Annotated in this window: 21 protein-coding genes; 7 read left to right on the top strand and 14 right to left on the bottom strand. The window is 72.0% G+C overall.

All coding sequences use genetic code 11. The annotated features are described in order from the left end of the window. Positions 1–22: 22 nt before the first annotated feature. From AC5P1C_RS12085 to AC5P1C_RS12100, 4 genes are read right to left on the bottom strand one after another with little or no spacing between them, the layout of a single operon-like run. Entirely contained in the window at positions 23–1,285 is a 1,263-nt protein-coding gene (locus AC5P1C_RS12085; RefSeq protein ID WP_493865759.1) for an amidohydrolase family protein, read from the bottom strand. Then, positions 1,282–2,580, bottom strand: coding sequence for an amidohydrolase family protein (locus tag AC5P1C_RS12090; protein ID WP_493865760.1), 1,299 nt, complete (start codon positions 2,578–2,580; stop codon positions 1,282–1,284). The genes AC5P1C_RS12085 and AC5P1C_RS12090 overlap by 4 nt, the downstream gene beginning before the upstream one ends. Positions 2,581–2,594: 14 nt before the next feature. Continuing rightward, positions 2,595–3,479, bottom strand: a complete 885-nt coding sequence (locus AC5P1C_RS12095) for an SDR family NAD(P)-dependent oxidoreductase (protein ID WP_493865761.1) — start codon at positions 3,477–3,479, stop codon at positions 2,595–2,597. 1 nt (position 3,480) lies between these two features. Then, on the bottom strand, positions 3,481–4,278 hold the full coding sequence (locus AC5P1C_RS12100; protein ID WP_493865762.1) for an acetoacetate decarboxylase family protein: 798 nt from the start codon (positions 4,276–4,278) through the stop codon (positions 3,481–3,483). A gap of 71 nt (positions 4,279–4,349) precedes the next feature. Between AC5P1C_RS12100 and AC5P1C_RS12105 the strand changes: the two genes are divergently transcribed. The 5 genes from AC5P1C_RS12105 (at position 4,350) to AC5P1C_RS12125 (ending at position 8,135) form a co-directional block, all read left to right on the top strand. Beyond that, complete coding sequence (locus tag AC5P1C_RS12105; protein ID WP_493865763.1) at positions 4,350–5,072, top strand: TetR/AcrR family transcriptional regulator; 723 nt, start codon at positions 4,350–4,352, stop codon at positions 5,070–5,072. 31 nt (positions 5,073–5,103) lie between these two features. Then, positions 5,104–6,120 (top strand): DEDDh family exonuclease, encoded by a 1,017-nt coding sequence (locus tag AC5P1C_RS12110; RefSeq protein ID WP_493865764.1) that lies wholly within the window; start codon positions 5,104–5,106, stop codon positions 6,118–6,120. 91 nt (positions 6,121–6,211) lie between these two features. After that, positions 6,212–6,445, top strand: a complete 234-nt coding sequence (locus AC5P1C_RS12115; RefSeq protein ID WP_135331724.1) for a metallothionein — start codon at positions 6,212–6,214, stop codon at positions 6,443–6,445. 96 nt (positions 6,446–6,541) lie between these two features. Further along, positions 6,542–7,336, top strand: coding sequence for an SURF1 family cytochrome oxidase biogenesis protein (locus AC5P1C_RS12120; RefSeq protein WP_493865765.1), 795 nt, complete (start codon positions 6,542–6,544; stop codon positions 7,334–7,336). 43 nt (positions 7,337–7,379) lie between these two features. Beyond that, entirely contained in the window at positions 7,380–8,135 is a 756-nt protein-coding gene (locus AC5P1C_RS12125; protein ID WP_493865766.1) for an SDR family oxidoreductase, read from the top strand. Between the two features lie 107 nt (positions 8,136–8,242). Here AC5P1C_RS12125 and amaP read toward each other — a convergent pair whose 3' ends face one another. Genes amaP through AC5P1C_RS12150 form a run of 5 tightly spaced genes read right to left on the bottom strand, consistent with a single transcriptional unit; the run spans position 8,243 to position 10,558 of the window. After that, the gene (gene amaP / locus AC5P1C_RS12130) at positions 8,243–8,821 is read right to left on the bottom strand and encodes an alkaline shock response membrane anchor protein AmaP (RefSeq protein WP_493865767.1); all 579 of its coding nucleotides are present in this window, start codon (positions 8,819–8,821) and stop codon (positions 8,243–8,245) included. 7 nt (positions 8,822–8,828) lie between these two features. After that, the gene (locus AC5P1C_RS12135; protein WP_493865768.1) at positions 8,829–9,515 is read right to left on the bottom strand and encodes a DUF6286 domain-containing protein; all 687 of its coding nucleotides are present in this window, start codon (positions 9,513–9,515) and stop codon (positions 8,829–8,831) included. After that, the gene (locus AC5P1C_RS12140) at positions 9,512–9,853 is read right to left on the bottom strand and encodes an Asp23/Gls24 family envelope stress response protein (protein WP_493865769.1); all 342 of its coding nucleotides are present in this window, start codon (positions 9,851–9,853) and stop codon (positions 9,512–9,514) included. The genes AC5P1C_RS12135 and AC5P1C_RS12140 overlap by 4 nt, the downstream gene beginning before the upstream one ends. A gap of 3 nt (positions 9,854–9,856) precedes the next feature. After that, positions 9,857–10,045 carry a hypothetical protein gene (locus AC5P1C_RS12145; protein ID WP_493865770.1) on the bottom strand — a complete coding sequence of 63 codons (189 nt, stop codon included), beginning with the start codon at positions 10,043–10,045 and terminating at the stop codon, positions 9,857–9,859. 15 nt (positions 10,046–10,060) lie between these two features. After that, complete coding sequence (locus AC5P1C_RS12150) at positions 10,061–10,558, bottom strand: Asp23/Gls24 family envelope stress response protein (RefSeq protein WP_493865771.1); 498 nt, start codon at positions 10,556–10,558, stop codon at positions 10,061–10,063. Positions 10,559–10,651: 93 nt separating this feature from the next. Here AC5P1C_RS12150 and AC5P1C_RS12155 point away from each other — a divergent pair, with 93 nt between their 5' ends. Then, positions 10,652–11,386 carry a nucleopolyhedrovirus P10 family protein gene (locus AC5P1C_RS12155; protein ID WP_493865772.1) on the top strand — a complete coding sequence of 245 codons (735 nt, stop codon included), beginning with the start codon at positions 10,652–10,654 and terminating at the stop codon, positions 11,384–11,386. 3 nt (positions 11,387–11,389) lie between these two features. On the opposite strand, the gene AC5P1C_RS12160 is transcribed toward AC5P1C_RS12155, so the two are convergent. From AC5P1C_RS12160 to AC5P1C_RS12175, 4 genes are all read right to left on the bottom strand, one after another. After that, positions 11,390–12,202: an enoyl-CoA hydratase/isomerase family protein gene (locus AC5P1C_RS12160; protein ID WP_493865773.1), complete on the bottom strand. Its 813-nt coding sequence runs from the start codon at positions 12,200–12,202 to the stop codon at positions 11,390–11,392. A 134-nt stretch (positions 12,203–12,336) separates the two neighbouring features. Continuing rightward, entirely contained in the window at positions 12,337–12,558 is a 222-nt protein-coding gene (locus tag AC5P1C_RS12165) for a helix-turn-helix domain-containing protein (RefSeq protein WP_055550175.1), read from the bottom strand. 352 nt (positions 12,559–12,910) lie between these two features. Continuing rightward, complete coding sequence (gene abc-f / locus AC5P1C_RS12170) at positions 12,911–14,509, bottom strand: ribosomal protection-like ABC-F family protein (RefSeq protein WP_493865774.1); 1,599 nt, start codon at positions 14,507–14,509, stop codon at positions 12,911–12,913. 150 nt (positions 14,510–14,659) lie between these two features. Next, the gene (locus AC5P1C_RS12175) at positions 14,660–15,445 is read right to left on the bottom strand and encodes a PQQ-binding-like beta-propeller repeat protein (RefSeq protein WP_493865775.1); all 786 of its coding nucleotides are present in this window, start codon (positions 15,443–15,445) and stop codon (positions 14,660–14,662) included. A 288-nt stretch (positions 15,446–15,733) separates the two neighbouring features. Between AC5P1C_RS12175 and ypfJ the strand changes: the two genes are divergently transcribed. Continuing rightward, the gene (gene ypfJ, locus AC5P1C_RS12180; RefSeq protein WP_493865776.1) at positions 15,734–16,624 is read left to right on the top strand and encodes a KPN_02809 family neutral zinc metallopeptidase; all 891 of its coding nucleotides are present in this window, start codon (positions 15,734–15,736) and stop codon (positions 16,622–16,624) included. 12 nt (positions 16,625–16,636) lie between these two features. Here ypfJ and AC5P1C_RS12185 read toward each other — a convergent pair whose 3' ends face one another. Further along, complete coding sequence (locus AC5P1C_RS12185) at positions 16,637–18,115, bottom strand: hypothetical protein (protein ID WP_493865777.1); 1,479 nt, start codon at positions 18,113–18,115, stop codon at positions 16,637–16,639. Positions 18,116–18,162: the final 47 nt, after the last annotated feature.

The raw sequence follows: 18,162 nt of genomic DNA on the forward strand, positions 1-18,162 counted from the left end.
CGCCGTCACCGGGCCCGTACCGTCACCAGACCCGTACCGACCCTCCCGGAGCGAACACCGGACTCGTCGCTCCGGCCGGTGTCTCCGTCAGGGGTTCGTCGAGTTCCTGGACCGTCGGCCCGACCTTCGCGGCGACGGCGTCGAGCCGCTCCAGGTCGAAGCCGTACACACGGGCCGCGTTGCCGCCGACCATGGCCGCTATCTCGTCCTTCGGAAGGCCCGCGTAGGCGATGCGGAGGCCTTCGCGCGAGAACGGGTGCGTGCCTTCGTCGTGCGGGTAGTCGCTCCCCCACATGATCTTGTCGAGGCCGATCCTGTCCCTCATCCGCGCCTCGTGCGGGCGCATGAAGCTCGCGCCGACGAAGCAGTTCTCGCGCCAGACCTCGGACGGACCCTTGCCCATCGCATCGGCGAGCCCCGCGCCGAACTTCGACTCCGCCGTGTCCGCCGAGTCCGCGCGCGACGCCGCCGCGACCAGGCGCCCGTGGTAGTAGTCCAGCATGTCGAGCACGCCCGGGATCCATCCCGAGCCCTGCTCGGTGAGCACGAGCCGCAGCTCCGGGTGGCGGCGGAAGGCGCCGCCGAACACCAGGTGCCACAGCGCCCGGTGCGAGAACCACGTCGTCTCCACCATGAAGACGGCCCGCGCGGCCGGTTCCTCGCCCAGCGGCGGCGAGGCCGATCCCGCATGGTGGTTGACCGGCACGCCGCGCTCGGCGCAGGCCGCCCAGATCGGGTCGTACGTCGCCGAGTAGAGCTCGGCGAGTCCGCTGCCCGGCGGTGTGCCGGGCAGCAGGAGACCGCCCTTCAGGTCCGCGTCGGCCGCCCAGTGGATCTCCTTGACGGCCTCGTCCACGTCGTTCAGGAGGATCTGGAAGACGCCCGCCCTGCGGCCGTCTGCCGCGGCGCAGAAGTCGGCGAGCCAGCGGTTGTGGGCGCGCAGGCCGGCCCAGCGCTGCTCGAACTCCTCACGCGTGGGCGCCGGTGCCATCAGGGAGGCGCTCGGGAAGAAGGGCGGGATGGTGTTCGGGAAGACGACCTCGGCGACGATGCCGTCCTGTTCGAGCTCGGCGAGGCGACGGTCCGAGTTCCAGTTGCGGTCGGCGGTGTCGGCCAGCAGGTCCTCGTAGGGATTGACGTAGGTGGCCGCCCACGCGTCGAACGCGTCGTGGTGGCGGGACTCCAAGTAGGGCTTGTAGTCCAGGAGATCGGCGCCCGCGTGGCAGTCCGCCGAGATGACGGTGTAGCGCTCCGCGGTCATGTCGGCCGTGCGCTGTGCGCTCATGTGTCCGCCCCCAGTACCGGGAAGTCGTGGTCGGTCAGCCAGTGGCGGCCCACGTCGCGCGAGCGCGCCCAGGAGGCCTCGACGGCCGACTGGGCCGCGTCCTCGGTGGACTGGCCGAGATCGGCGGGCGTCGGGCCGATGCGGCGGGCCAGCGGCGCCAGCTTCTCGGTGTCGAAGCCGAAGACGTCCGCCGCGGCCAGGCCCAGCATCCGGCGGGTCTCCTCCACCGGGATGTCGTGGAAGGTCTTCTTCAGCCACGCGCGCGTGTCGGGCCAGGTCCCTTCGGGGTGCGGGAAGTCGCTGCCCCAGAGGATGTTGTCGACGCCGATCTCGTAGCGCTGGGCCAGTTCACGGCGCTTGGTGTTGGTGGCGCAGACGAAGATCTGTCGGTCCAGGTACTCGTGCGGAGGCCGCTTGAGCTCGGCGAACGGGGAGAGCTTCTTGCCGCCGTGCGCGCCCAGGTAGAGGCGGTCCATGAACCACAGGAGGTTCGGCAGCCACCAGCAGCCGGACTCCGCGACACCGAACTTCAGCCCCGGATGCCGCTCGAAGACGCCCGACCAGAGCATGAACCACAGCGGCCGCGCGGGCCACCAGGTCACCTCGGAGACGTAGATCCCCAAGTGGTCGCCGTACTCGTGGCGGGGCGCCGCCCCGGAGTGGGTCACCACGGGCATCGCGCACTCGGCCGCCGCCGCCCACACCGGGTCGTAACGGCGGTCGTGGTAGGGCGCCTTGTCGACCCACATGGAGGGGATCATCAGCGCGCCGAGCCCGGACTCCTTGGCCCGGTGGACCTCGGCGACGACCCGGTCGACCTCCCCCGTGATGGGCAACAGGGCGACACCGCAGTGCCGTTCGGGATGCTCCGACACGAAGTCGGCGAGCCAGCGGTTGTGCGCCTGCGCGCCCGCCATGCCGAGCTCGGGGTCCTGGTCCCCGGAGAGGCCGAGTCCCACCCCGAAGGGCGCGGCCGTCTGACTGTCCACGGCGTCCGCGTCGGGGAAGACGACCTCGGCGGCCACCCCGTCGCCGTCGAGCTCCTTGAGGCGCTGCGAGGTCTCCCAACCGCCGCGCAGGCCCTCTTCGTTGTCCTGGAACCACTTGGCGGCGAAGGCGTCGTTGCGGATGCCGAGCCGGGTCGCCTCCGCGCGGCGGACGTCGCGCTCCCCCAGAAACCGGTCGAAGTCCCGGTGGAAGCGGCTGTCGAGATAGGGCCGGTACTCCTCGGTGGGGAGTCCTGCGTGGCAGTCGGAGGAGATGATCAGGTACGGGTCGTTCTGCTGAGCCGTCATCACACGTCCCTCAGTCAGTCGAGGATGAAACTTTCCAGATACGCCGGATCGGAGCGGTCGAGCATCGAACGCGACCTGGCCTTGATCTGCCGGTCGCTGTGCTCGCTCTGCGGAAGCAGCCAGAAGCGGCCGGCCGCGATGCCATCGGCCACGAAGTCCGCCACCTGCTCGACCGGGGTGAACTCCACCTCCTGGCCCGCGTCCCTCATCGCGCTCTCCCACTGGTCGAGGCTGCGGTACGGGGTCTTGCGGGGACGGGACTTGGCGTACCGATCGGGACGGTTGCGGTGCGACTCCCACAGCCCCGTGCGCAGCATGTGCGGCCCCGGGAAGAGCACGGAGGCGCCCACGCGCGCGTGCTCCGCCTTCAGATGGGCGTACAGGGACTCCGTCATCGTCACGACCGCCGCCTTGGTGACCGCGTACACCGACGCCGTCGGCAGCGGGGCGATGCCGCCGTCACCGGAGGAGGTGTTGACGACATGCCCCGGCTCACCACCCGCGATCATCCGGGGCACGAAGGCCTGGATGCCGTGGAAGACACCCCACACGTTGACCTCGAAGGCCCACTTCCAGTCGTTCGGCTCGTGCTCCCACATGCGGCCCTCGGCTCCCGAGCCGACCCCCGCGTTGTTGCACAGCACATGGACGGCGCCGAACTTCTCGTACGCCGCTTCGGCGAGCGCGAAGACCTGCTCGCGCGAGCCGACGTCGACCACGCGCGCGTGCACGCTCGCCCCGTCCTCGCGCAGCCCGGCCGCCGCCTTCTCCAGGGCGCCTTCCTCGACGTCCGCGAGGACCACCTTCAAGCCGTCCGCCGCGAACCGCCGCGCCATGGCGAGGCCGATGCCGCTCGCCGCGCCCGTGACGACGGCGACCTGACCTTCCCGCAGCTCCATCTCAGACGCTCCCCTCGGGCGGGCCGTCGAGGATCTGCTGCGGGTCGTCGTAGCGCTGGTGGATGTAGGGCAGCAGCGCCTGCGCGCTGACCCGCTCGGCCACCCGGCCCTTCTGGTCCGTGGTCTTCTCGCCGATGGTGATCTCGACGACCCGTCGTACGGGCAGGTCGGCGACCGGGTCGTACATCGACTCGCGCAGGACGACGTCCCCGGTGATGCCCTCCAGCTTGCGGACCTTCTCGTTGCGCACGCAGTGCACGAGCACCGGGTCCGCGTCGAAGCCCGAACCATCCACCGCGGGAAGGAACTTGAAGTAGAAGTCCGTCTTCTGCACCGGCTCCGGAAGCGGCAGGTCGCCGCTGACCGCGCCGCGCACCTCCACGAAGGCGATGCCGTGCCGCGCCAGCGAGGCGCGGACGACGAGACCGTCGCGCTGCACCTCGACCTCGCCCAGCTTCTTCGGCTCCCCGAAGACCTCACGCCCGCCGATCAGCGCCCGCTCATGGGTCATCGGCATGACCAGCGGATACCAGCCCTCCACCCCGCCGTGCTCGGCGGCGACGGCCACCGAGCCCGCACCGAGCGGATACCCGGGCAGTTCGACCTTGCTGATGTTGGCCCGCACCAGAGGGCGGGCCGTGGGCTTCAGCGGTGGCGGCAGGACGGCCGCCACCGCGTCCGGATCGCTCTCCCAGACGGCCACCACACCGGTGGACCAGATGTCGGGCAGCTTCGAACTCGCGGTGCGCGCCGCGGCGATCTCCGCCTCGGTGCGCGCCCCATAACGTACGCGTGCCATGTCGTACCACCCTTCGTCAGGACTACAAGAGGTCTTGCGGGCGGTTCTGTAACACAGTTACAACAGGAGGCGTGAAGAGTGAAGAGACGCGTGCGCATCCGGATCGGGAACGCGGCCATCTCGACCGGGAACAGGTCCTGGCCGCCGCCACGGCCCTCGTCAAGCAGCACGGCCCGCAGGCCCTGACGATGCGCAAGCTCGCCGCCGAACTCGGCACCGCCGTCACCTCGATCTACTGGCACGTCGGCAACCGCGAGTCGCTCCTGGACGCCCTCGTCGAGCGCACCCTCGCCGACCTCGGCGCGATCCACCCCACGGGCCGCACCCCCGACCGGCGCATCGTCTCCGTCGCGCGCGCCCTGCGCCGACAGCTGCGCGACCACCCGCACCTCGTCGCGATGGTGCACGAACGCGGCCTCACCGAGCGGATGTTCCTGCCCGCCCAGCAGGTCCTCGTCCACGAAGTCCACGCGGCGGGCCTGCGCGGCACCCGCGCTGCCGACGCCGTACGCGCCGTCCAGGTGCACGTCGTCGGCCACGTCCTGGTCGAGCGCAACCGCGAACGCGCGCCCGTGCAACGGCCCGGTGAGGAGGAGCTGTGGGGCGCCCGGACCGCCGAACAGGACCCGGCACTCGCCCGCGCGCTCGCCCGGCCCGTCGCCCCCGAGGCGCTGTTCACCCTTTCGGTGAGGGCACTGGTGTCCGGGCTCCTCGGTACACCGACCCGCGCGACCACGCCTCCCGGCGACGGAATCGGCCACGTCACCGACCCGCGCCTTGGACCGGGGACCTGACTGTCAGTCGCGGCCCGTATCCTCATGGACCATGCTCGAAGACCAGACGACCGCAGCGTCCGCAGCCACGTGGCCGGCCGCGTACCCAACGGGGTACGCGGTCGTCGACGTCGAGACCACAGGCCTCGCCCGCGACGACCGCATAGTGTCGGCTGCCGTCTACCGAGTGGACGCCCAGGGCGAGGTGGAGGACCACTGGTACACGCTGGTCAACCCCCAGCGTGACCCCGGACCCGTCTGGATCCACGGCCTCACCAGCGAGCTCCTCGCGGACGCACCGCTCTTCAAGGACATCGCCGACGAGTTCGCGGCGCGCCTCGCCGACCGCGTCCTGGTCGCGCACAACGCGGTCTTCGACTGGTCCATGATCGCCAGGGAGTACGCACGCGCGGAGCTCACCGCCCCCGTGCGCCAGCGCCTGTGCACCATCGCCCTCTCCAAGGAGCTGCGCCTCCCGCTGCCCAACCACAAGCTGGAGTCGCTCGCCGCGCACTTCGGGGTCGAACAACGCAACGCGCACAACGCCCTCGACGACGCGCGCGTGCTCGCCGAGGCGTTCCGGCCCAGCCTCAAGGCCGCGGCGAGCGGCGGGGTGCGGCTGCCGCTCCTGGAGTGCCGTCCACTCACCGAGTGGTCCGACGGCGCGCCCCGAATCGTCCGCCAGCCGACCGGGCCGGGCTCCGCCGGGGCAGCGGGCCCGTCGTATTCCTCGTACGGCCCGGGGAGTTGGCGCCCCTCACGCAAGCGGCCCGCCTGCCCCTACCCCAACCCAGGACGGTACGAACCGGGCAAATCACTCCAACAGGGCATGCGTGTCGCGTTCTCCGGCGACACCTCCATCGAGCGCGAGCTGCTCGAGGACCGCGCGGTCGAGGCAGGTCTGCACATCGCGACGAGCGTGTCGCGACTGACCAGCCTGCTCGTCACGAACGACCCCGATTCGGGCACGTCCAAGACCGTGAAGGCACGGTCGTTCGGTACGCCCGTCATCGACGAGGCCGCGTTCGGCCAGCTCCTCCAGGACGTCGCTCCGGCGGCGGAGGGCTGAGCCGCCGATGGGCGCGGCAGACGGGTGATTGTCGGACCGGCCACCGCCTGCTTGCTCGCATGCGGGCGCCGCGCGTCCCACCCTGTGGCGCATGGCACGTTGCGAGGTCTGCGGAAACGACTACGGCATGTCCTTCGAGGTTCATGCACAAGGGGCAGTACACGTCTTCGACTGCTTCTCCTGCGCCATTCACCGCATGGCGCCCATCTGTGAGCACTGCCGCTGCCGGATCATCGGCCAGGGCGTGGAGGCCGACGGGCAGTGGTACTGCGGTGCGCACTGCTCGCGGGCGGAGGGGCAGGTGGGGATCGTCGACAGGGTGTGACCCGGCCCCTCCCCCGCGGGCCTCTCGGGCTCCCGCAGCTCTGTTGCGGAGTACCCCACTCCCAGGCACCCCACGACCGAGTTGTACCGTCGTGGGGTGTACCGCTTCCTGTTGTCCCGGCAGTGGGTGATCCTCACCCTCATCGGACTCGTCCTCATCCCCACGATGATCGAGCTGGGCTTCTGGCAGCTGCACCGCCACGAGCACCGCGTCGCGCAGAACGCACAGATCTCCAAGGTGCTCGACGCGAAGCCGGTACCGGCAGAGCAGCTGACGTCGCCCGGCCACTCCGTGACGAGCTCCGAGCGCTACCACCGGGTGAGCGCGCGCGGGACGTTCGACACCGAGCACGAGGTCGTGGTGCGGCGCCGCACGAACTCCGACGAGGAGATCGGCTTCCACGTCCTGACCCCGTTCGTCCTCGACGACGGCAAGGTCCTGCTGGTCAACCGGGGCTGGATCCCGGCGAACGGACCGCAGACCGCGTTCCCCGAGGTCCCCGCGGCGCCCAAGGGCGAGATCACCGTCACCGGCCGCCTGATGGCCGACGAGACGTCCGCGGAGAGCGGCATCAAGGATGTGCAGGGGCTGCCGGACCGTCAGATCATGCTGATCAGCAGCGGGCAGCAGGCGCACAGCCTCGGCAAGGAGGTGCTCGGCGGCTACATCGAGCTGACCTCGCCGGAGCCCGCCGACGACTCCCCCCAGCTGATCGGCGAGCCCGAGCACGGCGACATCGGGCCGCACATGGCGTACGCCGTCCAGTGGTGGCTGTTCTGCTCGGGCGTCCCCATCGGCTGGGTGGTCCTGGTGCGCCGGGAGGTACGGGACCGCAGAGCGGCCGCCGCGGAGGCAGCGCCCGTGGCGGAGTCGACGCCGGCTGCCGTCTAGCGGGCCTCGCGTTCCGTGGCTGGGACGCGGCAGGATAGGGGCCATGGATCTTGGACTGAAGGACCGCGTCTACGTCATCACGGGTGCCACCCGGGGCCTGGGCAACGCCGCCGCGCGTTCCCTGGTCGCGGACGGCGCGAAGGTACTGATCACCGGCCGGGACGAGAAGACGGTCGCCGAGGCGGCCACCGAACTCGGCGACAACGCCCGTGGCCTCGCCGCTGACAACGCCGATCCGGCCGTCGCCGGTCGGCTGATCGCCGCCGCGCGCGAGCACTTCGGGCGCTTCGACGGTGTGCTGATCAGTGTCGGCGGGCCCGCGCCCGGTTTTGTCGCCGACAACACGGACGAGCAGTGGGAGTCGGCCTTCGAGTCCGTCTTCCTCGGAGCGGTGCGCCTCGCCCGGACCGCGGCGGAGGAGCTCGGCGAGGAGGGTGTCATCGGCTTCGTCCTCTCCGCCTCCGTGCACGAGCCGATTCCGGGCCTGACCATCTCCAACGGCCTGCGGCCCGGACTCGCGGGCTTCGCGAAGTCGCTCTCCGACGAGCTCGGGCCCCGGGGCATCCGAGTCGTGGGGCTGCTTCCGTCCCGTATCGACACGGACCGGGTGCGGCAGCTGGACGGCCTTTCCGCGGACCCCGAGGCGACGCGCGCGGGCCACGAGTCGCGGATCCCGCTGCGGCGGTACGGCACTCCGGAGGAGTTCGGGCGGACGGCGGCGTTCCTGCTGTCGCCCGCGGCGTCGTACCTGACGGGGATCATGCTGCCGGTGGACGGCGGGGCACGGCACGGGTTCTGAACCTTCCCGTATGAGGCGTCGGCCGGGCTGGAATCTCCGGCCCGGCCGACGCCTCGTACAGGCGCCTCATACAGGTCGTACAGGCCGTACAGGCCGTACAGGAACCCTCAACTCACCCGCTCAGCCCGATGCTTCACGGCCCGCAGCTGCACCACCGCGGGCAGCCGGGCCAGCCCCGCCGAATCCCTCGCATGCGTCAACGCCTCGACGGAGAGCAGGTGCAGCGCGTCCCCGGGCATCGCGTGGGGCTCCAGGAGCAGGGACACCCGCGCTTCGGGGGCGTTGCGGCGCCCGGTCAGGGAGACCGCGGCCCGCTGCACTCCCTCCAGCGACTCCGCCTCCCCCACGAGCACGCTCTCCAGGGCCCGTCCGCGCAGCAGCGCGCCCTCGCCGTCCCCGGTCTCCACGAGGACCTCGGCCAGCCTCCGCCGACGCAACTGCGCCACCAGCCACCACAGGGCGAGCAGCAGGAGCACCGCGAGCACGGCGATCACCGTGGGCCAGAACCAGCCCTCGTCACGCCACCGCGCCCGGTCCGCGTCGCTCAGCAGGACGTCACGCTTCCCGTCGTGGACCCACCACGACGGCGGCGAAGCCCCAAGCCCGACCGCGAGGACCGAGCCGCCCCCGAGCACCAGGGCCAGGCCGATCAGGCCGAGCACCACACGGTTGACCGTCTTCAGCATCGCGTGCTCAGCCCTTCCTGCCAGGCCGTGCCACCCGGACGGAGAGCGCGGGCCCGCGGGCGAGGCCCAGGTCCCTGATCCCGTCGGCCAGCGTGGTGTCCAAGTCGCTTCGTACGTCGTCGAGTTCACGGAAGTGCGAGACCGCGTGCACATCCACCTTGGAACGCGTCATGCGGACCCGCACCGACTGCACGCCGGACACGTCCATCGCCCGGTCCCGCAGCACCATCGCGGCGGCGCCCCGATGCAGCCCCGCCCGTACGTCCGCGTCCCCGCGGCGCATCGCGAGGACCGCCCGGAGGCCGGGCGTCACGGCGAGCACGATCAGCCAGATCCCGGCGGCCGCGGCCACCCCGGCGCCGATGAGGACCGCCATGTCGTCCAGGGGCCGCTCGGCGAGTTCGCGGGCGAGGTCGCGCCGCCAACCCAGGGCGGAGTGCCCGGCCCGCACCGCGGCGATGTCGTACAGCAAGAGCCCCGCGCCGCCGAGGAGCAGCAGCGCGATGACGGCGGCGGGCACACGCCGCGGTGACCAGAAGCGGGTCGCCTTGGTCTCGTCGGCCAGTGTGGGCGGCGGGTCGTAGGACGCGGCGGACGCCGACTGGTCGAGCTCGCTCTCGGCGCGTTCGACCACGGGCAGCGGCTGCGTACCGCCACCCCCGCCCGCGCCCTGAGACCCCTGAGCCTCGCTCATCGCGTCCTCCCCTGTGCCGCGGCGTGCACGTGGGCCGAGTGCAGCCGCTCCACCTGGACCGCGACCTCGGGCACTGCCATCCCCGCCAACGCCTCTACCCGCTGGGTGACTCGGCGACGCACGGCACCGCACTGTCCGCCGATGTCCGAGGGGTAGTCCAGCTCGACGCTGACCCGGACGCGGGCGACATCATGGCGTACGTGGACGGTCGCGTGCGGCGGCGAGCCGTCCGCGGGCACGTGCGTCAGCGCCTCACGTGCCGCCTGCGCCGCGATCTTCGCGACGACCCGGTCGGCGATCCGGGTCGCGCCGCGCTCCCCGGGCGCGACCTGTGCCACGGCTCACCGCCGCCGGTCGTCGCCACGGGTACGGAAGAAGTCGCCGACCTCGATGTCCCCCTCGAGGAACCGGCCCGCGACAAACCCTATGGCGCCCAGGGCCGCCACCAGCAGAAACGCCCCGAACCCGCCGAAGTACCCGGCGAAGCCGAGCGCCATTCCGGCCACCATGCCGATCACGGCCATGCTCATCGTGCGCTCCTAGCGTTACTGAAGGCGGCCTTGTGGCTCATCGTCTTCCTCGTCCGGGAGCTTCACATCGCTCACCGCGATGTTGACCTCGACGACCTCGAGACCGGTCATGCGCTCGACCGCCCCGATGACGTTCTCGCGCACGTCGCGCGTGACGTCCGCGATCGAGACGCCGTACTCGACGACGATCTCCAGGTCGAGCGCCGTCTGCACCTCGCCGACCTCGGCCTTGACGCCCCGCGAGACGGACTTGGTGCCGGAACCGCCCGGGACGCGGTCGCGCACGGCCCCGAAGGTCCTGGCGAGCCCGCCGCCCATCGCGTGCACGCCGTCGACGTCTCGGGCCGCGAGCCCGGCGATCTTCTCGACCACGCCGTCCGCGATGGTGGTGCGCCCCCGGGTGGCGGGGTCGCCGCCGCCTCTCTTGGTCGTACTGCTCTGCCCCGCCGCCTCGTCCGGGGATGCCTTCGTGAGGCCCTCCTGCGGCCGGTTCCGCTGTCCGGTGTCGGTCATCGCCGTCTGTCCCTTTCGAAAGGGGATCTACTCCTTCGCCCACACTAAGTGCGGTTACGTCCCCGCGCGCCAGGGATGCGGCAGGCTGGGGCAATGACCGGGAACGGATGGACTGAGGCGGTACGGCGGCAGCTCGGCCTGGGCCGGGTTCTCCCCTTGGGAGGGCCGGGCGACGGCTCCTGGCTGACCGAGGCGTGTGCGGACGGAGTACTGCGCCATGCGGCGGAACAGGTGAACGGCGTACGGCTCGGCGCCCTGCGGGTGGCGCTCGCCGATCCGTCGACGGCGTACGCCCCCTCCGTGCCCCCGCCGCCGAGCGCACTGCCGCCGGGGCCGCTGCGGATCACGGCGGAGTTCGCGGCCGAGCCGAGCGAACCGCTGCCCGCGGCGGCGGCCCGGCTGCGGGCGGCGCTGTTCGCGGCCGCCGACGAGCGGCTCGGCCTGGCGGTCGAGGAGGTGGACCTCAGCGTGACGACGCTGCTCGACGCGGGGCAGGTCCCCGTGGACGTACCGACGGACACGGAGACACCGCCGGACGGCGCGCAGGCGGCCCCCGGAAGCGGGGACGAGGCGCGCGCGGCCAGCGCGGCCCTCGAAGTGCCGGGCGTGCGGCGGCTGACGGGCGCGCTCGGCGGCTTCGGCCGCGCCGTCCATCTGGACGATGCGCCGGCGGCGGACACCGCTCTGCCGCGCCGCCACGCGCGCGTGGAGTTGGCGACGGACCGCGAACACCGTGCCTTGGACGTGGCGCTCGCGGTCCGCGCGGCGGTCGGCGACGCGCTGACGGACCACCCGTCGGTGGCCGTCCTGGTCACCGCGGTGGAGTGAGGGTCAGTCGCCGAGCCCCGCCAGGTCCCGCAGACGGCGTCCCTGCGCTGCACGCTCGGCGGTGCGCTGCTCCTCGTACGTCCGGCCGGGCACGCCCTGGAGCAGCGCCTTGGTCTCGATGACCGCGTCGCGGGGCGCGGCAAGCAGCGCGGCCGCCAAGTCGCTCACGGACGCGTCGAGTTGGTCGGCGGGCACGACAAGGTTGGCCAGGCCGACGCGCTCGGCCTCGGGCGCGTGGACGAACCGCCCGGTGGCGCAGATCTCCAGCGCGCGGGCGTAGCCGACGAGCCCCACGAGGGGGTGCGTGCCGGTGAGGTCGGGCACCAGGCCGAGGCTGGTCTCGCGCATGGCGAACTGCACGTCGTCGGCGACGATCCGCAGGTCGCAGGCGAGCGCGAGCTGGAAGCCCGCACCGATGGCATGCCCCTGCACGGCGGCGATGGACACCACGTCACTGCGCCGCCACCAGGTGAACGCCTCCTGGTACTCGGCGATCGTCGCGTCGAGGACGCCGTCGTCACCGCGCGCCAGATCGATGAAGGACGGCTCACCGTCGAAGCCCTCGGGCGTGAACGCCTGGCGGTCGAGGCCCGCGGAGAAGGACTTGCCCTCACCGCGGAGCACGACGACACGGACACTGCCCGGCAACATCCGGCCTGCCTCGGCCAACGCCCTCCACAGCGCGGGAGATTGGGCGTTGCGCTTGGCCGGGTTGGCCAGCGTCACCGTGGCGACGGCCTCGTCGACAGTCAGGCGTACGCCGTCCTTGTCGAGTACCGGTGCGGATCCGCCGAGTTCACTGCCGGGCGAAACCATGGGAGCCTCCGATGGTGGTGTGCAGTCGGTCCGGACGCATGTTCGCGCCCGTAAGTGACTGCACAGTAACCACCCGGCCGATCAGGGGATCGACCGGGTGGCCACCGTCGAAGCCGGTGAACCGCCCGCAGCCGTCAGCCGGCTGCGGCCTTCTTGCCTCGCGTCGCCCCGCCGCGTCCCCGCAGCGTGACTCCGGACTCACTGAGCATCCGGTGCACAAAGCCGTACGAACGGCCGGTCTCCTCGGCCAACGCCCGGATGCTCGCACCGCCGTCGTACTTCTTCTTCAGGTCTGCCGCGAGCTTGTCGCGCGCGGCGCCGGTTACCCGGCTGCCCTTCTTCAGAGTCTCGGCCACCCGTGCCTCCTCGTGGGAAGTGCGCTCTGGACTTCTCATGATCACCCCTCCCGGGCTTCCTGGCCACCCATTCGGCAAGGTCCGTACGACGAGCTTTCCCGCCGGGGAAGGGGGCACCACGAGCGGAATTAACGATTCCGCGCGTCGAATTCCGTACGGCCGAATGGGTTGCGGGCAGAAGTGCCAGGTCAGCGCGGTGGCAGAGGAGAAACGGGGCTGAGGCCATCGCCGCAAGGGAAATCCGTGTATCCCACACTTCGGTACGAGGAGACCTCACACAGATGAAGGATCACGGCTCGGCCGAATGATCCATACGCAGTGGATCAGTTATTCGATCAACCCATGTGGACGCTCAGGCGAGCGCGACCAGATCCGCGTAATCCTGGCCCCACAGGTCCTCGACACCGTCGGGCAGCAGGATGATCCGCTCCGGCTGGAGCGCGTCCACCGCGCCCTCGTCGTGCGTGACGAGGACGACCGCGCCCTTGTAGGTGCGCAGGGCGCCGAGGATCTCCTCGCGGCTCGCCGGGTCGAGGTTGTTCGTGGGCTCGTCGAGCAGCAGCACGTTGGCGGACGAGACCACCAGGGTCGCGAGCGCCAGACGGGTCTTCTCGCCGCCGGACAGGACGCCCGCCGGCTTGTCGACGTCGTCGCCGGAGAAGAGGAACGAACCGAGCGTCTTGCGCACCGCCACGAGGTCCAGGTCGGGGGCTGCCGAGCGCATGTTCTCCAGGACCGTGCGCTCCGGGTCGAGGGTCTCGTGCTCCTGCGCGTAGTAGCCGAGCTTGAGGCCGTGGCCCTCGATGACCTGCCCGGTGTCGGGCTTCTCGGCGCCGCCGAGCAGGCGCAGGAGCGTGGTCTTGCCCGCGCCGTTCAGGCCGAGGATGACCACGCGCGAGCCCTTGTCGATGGCGAGGTCGACGTCCGTGAAGATCTCGAGCGAGCCGTACGACTTGGAGAGCCCCTCGGCCATCAGCGGGGTCTTGCCGCAGGGCGAGGGATCCGGGAAGCGCAGCTTGGCGACCTTGTCGCTCTGGCGCACCTCCTCCAGGCCCGCGAGGAGCTTGTCGGCGCGCTTGGCCATGTTCTGCGCCGCGACCGTCTTGGTGGCCTTCGCGCGCATCTTGTCGGCCTGCGAGTGGAGCTGGGTGGCCTTCTTCTCGGCGTTCTGGCGCTCGCGCTTGCGGCGCTTCTCGTCGGACTCGCGCTGCTGCTGGTAGAGCTTCCAGCCCATGTTGTAGGCGTCGATCTGGGCGCGGTTGGCGTCCAGGTAGAAGACCTTGTTGACGACCGTCTCCATCAGGTCGACGTCGTGGGAGATCACGATGAAGCCGCCGCGGTACGACTTCAGGTAGTCCCGCAGCCAGACGATCGAGTCGGCGTCGAGGTGGTTCGTCGGTTCGTCGAGGAGCAGGGTGTCGGCGTCCGAGAACAGGATGCGGGCCAGCTCGACGCGGCGGCGCTGGCCACCGGAGAGCGTATGGAGGGGCTGGCCGAGCACGCGGTCGGGGAGGCTGAGCGCGGCGGCGATGGTGGATGCCTCGGCCTCGGCGGCGTAACCGCCCTTGGTGAGGAACTCCGTCTCCTGGCGCTCGTACTGCTTCATCGCCTTGTCGCGGGTGGCGCCCGAGCCGTTGGCGATGCGCTGTTCGTTCTCGCGCATCTTGCGGATCAGGGTGTCGAGTCCGCGGGCGGAGAGGATGCGGTCGCGGGCGAGCACGTCCAGGTCGCCGGTGCGGGGGTCCTGCGGGAGGTAGCCGACCTCGCCGGAGTTGCTGATGGTGCCGCCGGCCGGGACGCCTTCACCGGCGAGACACTTGGTGAGCGTGGTCTTGCCCGCTCCATTGCGGCCCACCAGGCCGATGCGGTCGCCCTTGGCGATACGGAAGGTGGCGTTCTCGATGAGGATGCGGGCGCCGGCGCGCAGCTCGATGCCGGAAGCGGTGATCACGGACAGACTCCTGGGCAGGGGTGGGTATGGACGGCGGAAGGGCTAGCAAGGTGGTGCCGCGCGCAGCGCGCCGTTGAAAGGGCGGTGGCGGGCTGGCGGGCGGGCGATCACGCCGTCTAATGCACGAGGAGAATGGCCATGAGGCCAATTCTAACGGGGCGGCGCAAGCTCATTTTCTGCCCGGGTGCCCACGCCCTCGGGGGCGCCGCCCGGCAGCTCGTTGCCCAGGGGCGTTCGCCGGGGCACGATCCGCCCGAGGTCGTCCACCGCGATCAGCTGCGACGTCCACGGCGTCGCGGCGTCGCCGCAGGGCTGGGCGACCATCAGGGCGCCACCGTGCCGCACGGAACGGGCCGGCTCGAAGGCGCAGCCCCGGTGGGCGGGCAGCACCCAGCGCAGGTCCCCGTCGGCACTGCGGTAGGCGGCGATGCGCTGCGGGGTGACGACGGCGAGCATGCGGCCGCGGGGGTCGAGCGGCTGCAGGACCCCGGCGGCGCCGCGGGCGGCCGGAGAGCGCAGCCAGGGGGCGCTGCCGGGGATGGCGCGGTGCCAGCGGACGGAGCTGCCGTCGGCGCGCGCGGTGTCGGTGACCAGGCCGTCGCTCCAGAGGGCGATGGCGTGCCCGGGGGTGGGGAGCAGGGCCAGCGGGCGGGCCCCCTCGCGGCTGTGGGTCCAGCGGGGGCTGCGTGTCACCGGGTCGTACGCCTCGACCGCGCGGCCCTTGGCGCGCAGCTCGGGGGCGGCCTCGGAGTCGGCCACGCGCGCGTGGACGGTGAGGTGGTCTCCGTAGGGGGCCGGTCGCGAGTGGTGGGCCGCGGTGATGAGAGGCAGCGCGAGGAGGCCGAGGACCACCGGGAGCGCGAGCCGGGAGCCGCGGCGTGCGGGCACCGGCCTTGCGGGCCCGGATCCGGACACCTCGAACGGCACGACGGACACGACTCCCCCTCTTCGGCACCTCTGCCGGTACCTCTTGCCTGCGCCTCTGCCTGGACCTGTACCTCTGTCGGCGCCTCTGCCCACGGAACAGGCGCAGAGCGTAGCGGCGTGATCACCGTGCGACCCCGGGCGGCGGTCGCGACACGGTGCGCCGTCCGGCGAGGGTCCCCCGTTCGGACCCCCGTCCGACGCCGCACGGAGTGGGGCATATCAGGATGAAGGCGCCGACATCTCGGCACAGGGCGGCCGGACGCCGCCCCCGGATGCGAGGCAGAGGGTGGTGCGCCCATGCAGTTCGACGACGACGCCAATCTGGACACGTCCGAGGTACAGGACGTGCGGGGCAGCCGCGTTCCCGGCGGCAAGGCGACGGTCGGCGGCGGCATCGCGGGCCTGATCGCGCTGCTCCTGGGGCTGTTCTTCGGGGTCGGCCCGGACCAGCTCGGCCTCTCGTCGGGCAACGAGGAGCCGGCCGCCACCTCCTCGTCCCTCGCGCAGGTGCAGCAGACCTGCCGTACGGGCCAGGACGCGAACACCAAGGAGGACTGCCGGACCGTGGCGGTGGTCAACAGCGTGCAGGACTACTGGCGCGCGGAGTTCCGGCGCAGGCAGGCGAGCTACACGCCCGCGTCGACCGTCCTGTTCACCAGCCGGGTGGGCACGGCGTGCGGCGCCGCGACGTCGGCGGTCGGCCCGTTCTACTGCCCCGGTGACCGCAAGGTCTATCTGGACCTGGGCTTCTTCGAGGAACTGCGGACGAAGTTCGGGTCCAGCGGTGGTCCCTTCGCGCAGGCGTACGTCGTGGCACACGAGTACGGGCACCACGTGCAGAACCTGATGGGGACGCTGCAGCGCTCCCAGGACGGGCGTACGGGACGCGACAGCAACGCCGTGAAGGTGGAGCTGCAGGCCGACTGTTACGCGGGGGTCTGGGCGCGGCACGCGACCCGTACCCCCGACGACAAGACGGGCAAGCCGCTGATCACCAGCCTCACCGAAGCGGATATCCGCGAGGGCCTGGACGCGGCGGCCGCGGTCGGCGACGACCGCATCCAGGAGAAGTTCCAGGGCCGGGTCACGCCCGAGTCCTGGACGCACGGCTCGGCCGAGCAGCGGCAGCAGTGGTTCTACCAGGGCTACCGCACCGGCGACATGGCGCAGTGCAACACCTTCCGGTGAGGTGCTGCTCCGCTACACCCCTCCGGTGTGCACCTGGAAGGCCGCGCGCCGCACGGCCTTGGCGAGCGCCGGGTCGGGGTGGGCCGCGGCGAGGGCGACCAGGACCTGGACCGTGCGGGGGTGGCCGATGCGGCGGACCTCGTCCAGGAGCGCGGGCACCGTGGGCTGCACCGCGGACTCCAGGTGACGGATGAGCAGATGGGTCTCCCCGTGGTCGGCGACCGCCGCGGCGGTGTCCACCCACAGCCACGTCGACTCGTCCCGCGTCAGGACCAGGTGGACGTCCTCGGGGTCGGCGCCCTCCTGCTCGGCGAGCCAGATGAGGGCGTAGGGCCGCAGCGGGGTCTCGTCCACGACGGCCCGCACCTCCGCCTCGGCCGGGGCGCCGACCACCCGCAGGGCCTCGAAGGCGAGGCCGCGCAGCAGGGCGTCCTCGCCGCGGGCGGCGTCCAGGAGCTCGGTGACGGCGCTGCCGACGGGACGGGCGGCGAGCCAGGCGCGGTACTCGGAACGGGCGGCGTTCGGGCGCAGGCGCGCGCAGCCGCGGAGCATGTCATCGGCGGACTGCTCGATGTTGCCCGCCGGGCTCTGCGCGGCGACGCAGATCTGCTCCAGCTTGACCCAGACCGCCCAGCTGCCGAGCGGGGTGAGCGTGGCCTGCCCTTCGGCGTACGTGAGCGCTCCCACGGCGGCGAGGCCGCGCAGCGCCCAGTCCAGGAGGGTGGCGAGGGCCGGGGTCTCGGCCGGGTCCACCGGCTCGGGCTGCGGGCCGTAGGGGATCTCGCAGCGTTCGGTGCGCAGTTCCGTGACGCGCTGGTCCAGGAGGTCCAGGAGCTGCGTCACGGGGACCGGGCCCGCCGAGAGCTGCAGCAGGGTGAGGAGTTGCGGCATGGCCTCGACGGTCTCGGCCACGGTGGGGGGCGCCAGTTCGCGTGATGCCGCGTGCGTGAGCGACCAGGCGTCGAAGAGGGCGACCCAGCCGCGCAGCACGGCGGCGTCGTCGCGGTCCCAGGCGCGCAGCCGCCAGCCGGGGCGTGCGATGTCGCCGTGCACCTCGATGAGGCCGGCGAGGCGTGCGGTGTCCCAGTCGGCGCGGACCTGATCCGGGGTCAGCGCCAGTTCGGCCGCGGCCCGTTCGGCCGTGGTGGCGGAGAGAGTGCCCCGGGTGCCTTTGGCCGGGGCGGCTCCTGTGGCCGCGGCCCCGTCGGGCACTCCCGCGGGCCTGCCTCCCGGACGCAGGGAGGCGTCGGCCCAGCGGGCGACCCGCACGGCGGCGGCGAGGCGCGCCCGTGCCATCCGGGCCAGTTCGCCGGGGGCGGGCGTGCCCTCGGGGGGCCGGGGCGCGGGGCGGCGCGAGCGCTGCTGTGTCACTGCGCCGGGGGCTGTCAGGGGTCGCGCTGCGCCGCGCTCGACCCCCGTTCGCCTCTCGGCCCTCGGGGACTGGGCGCGGACGAGTCGGAGCCTTGAGTCGCGCGGGATACGGGACGTCACGGGAGCAGTCTTCCTGTTGACGGTCCGAAAACCCAAACGGAATGCTT

Source organism: Streptomyces sp. A18 (assembly GCF_059026065.1).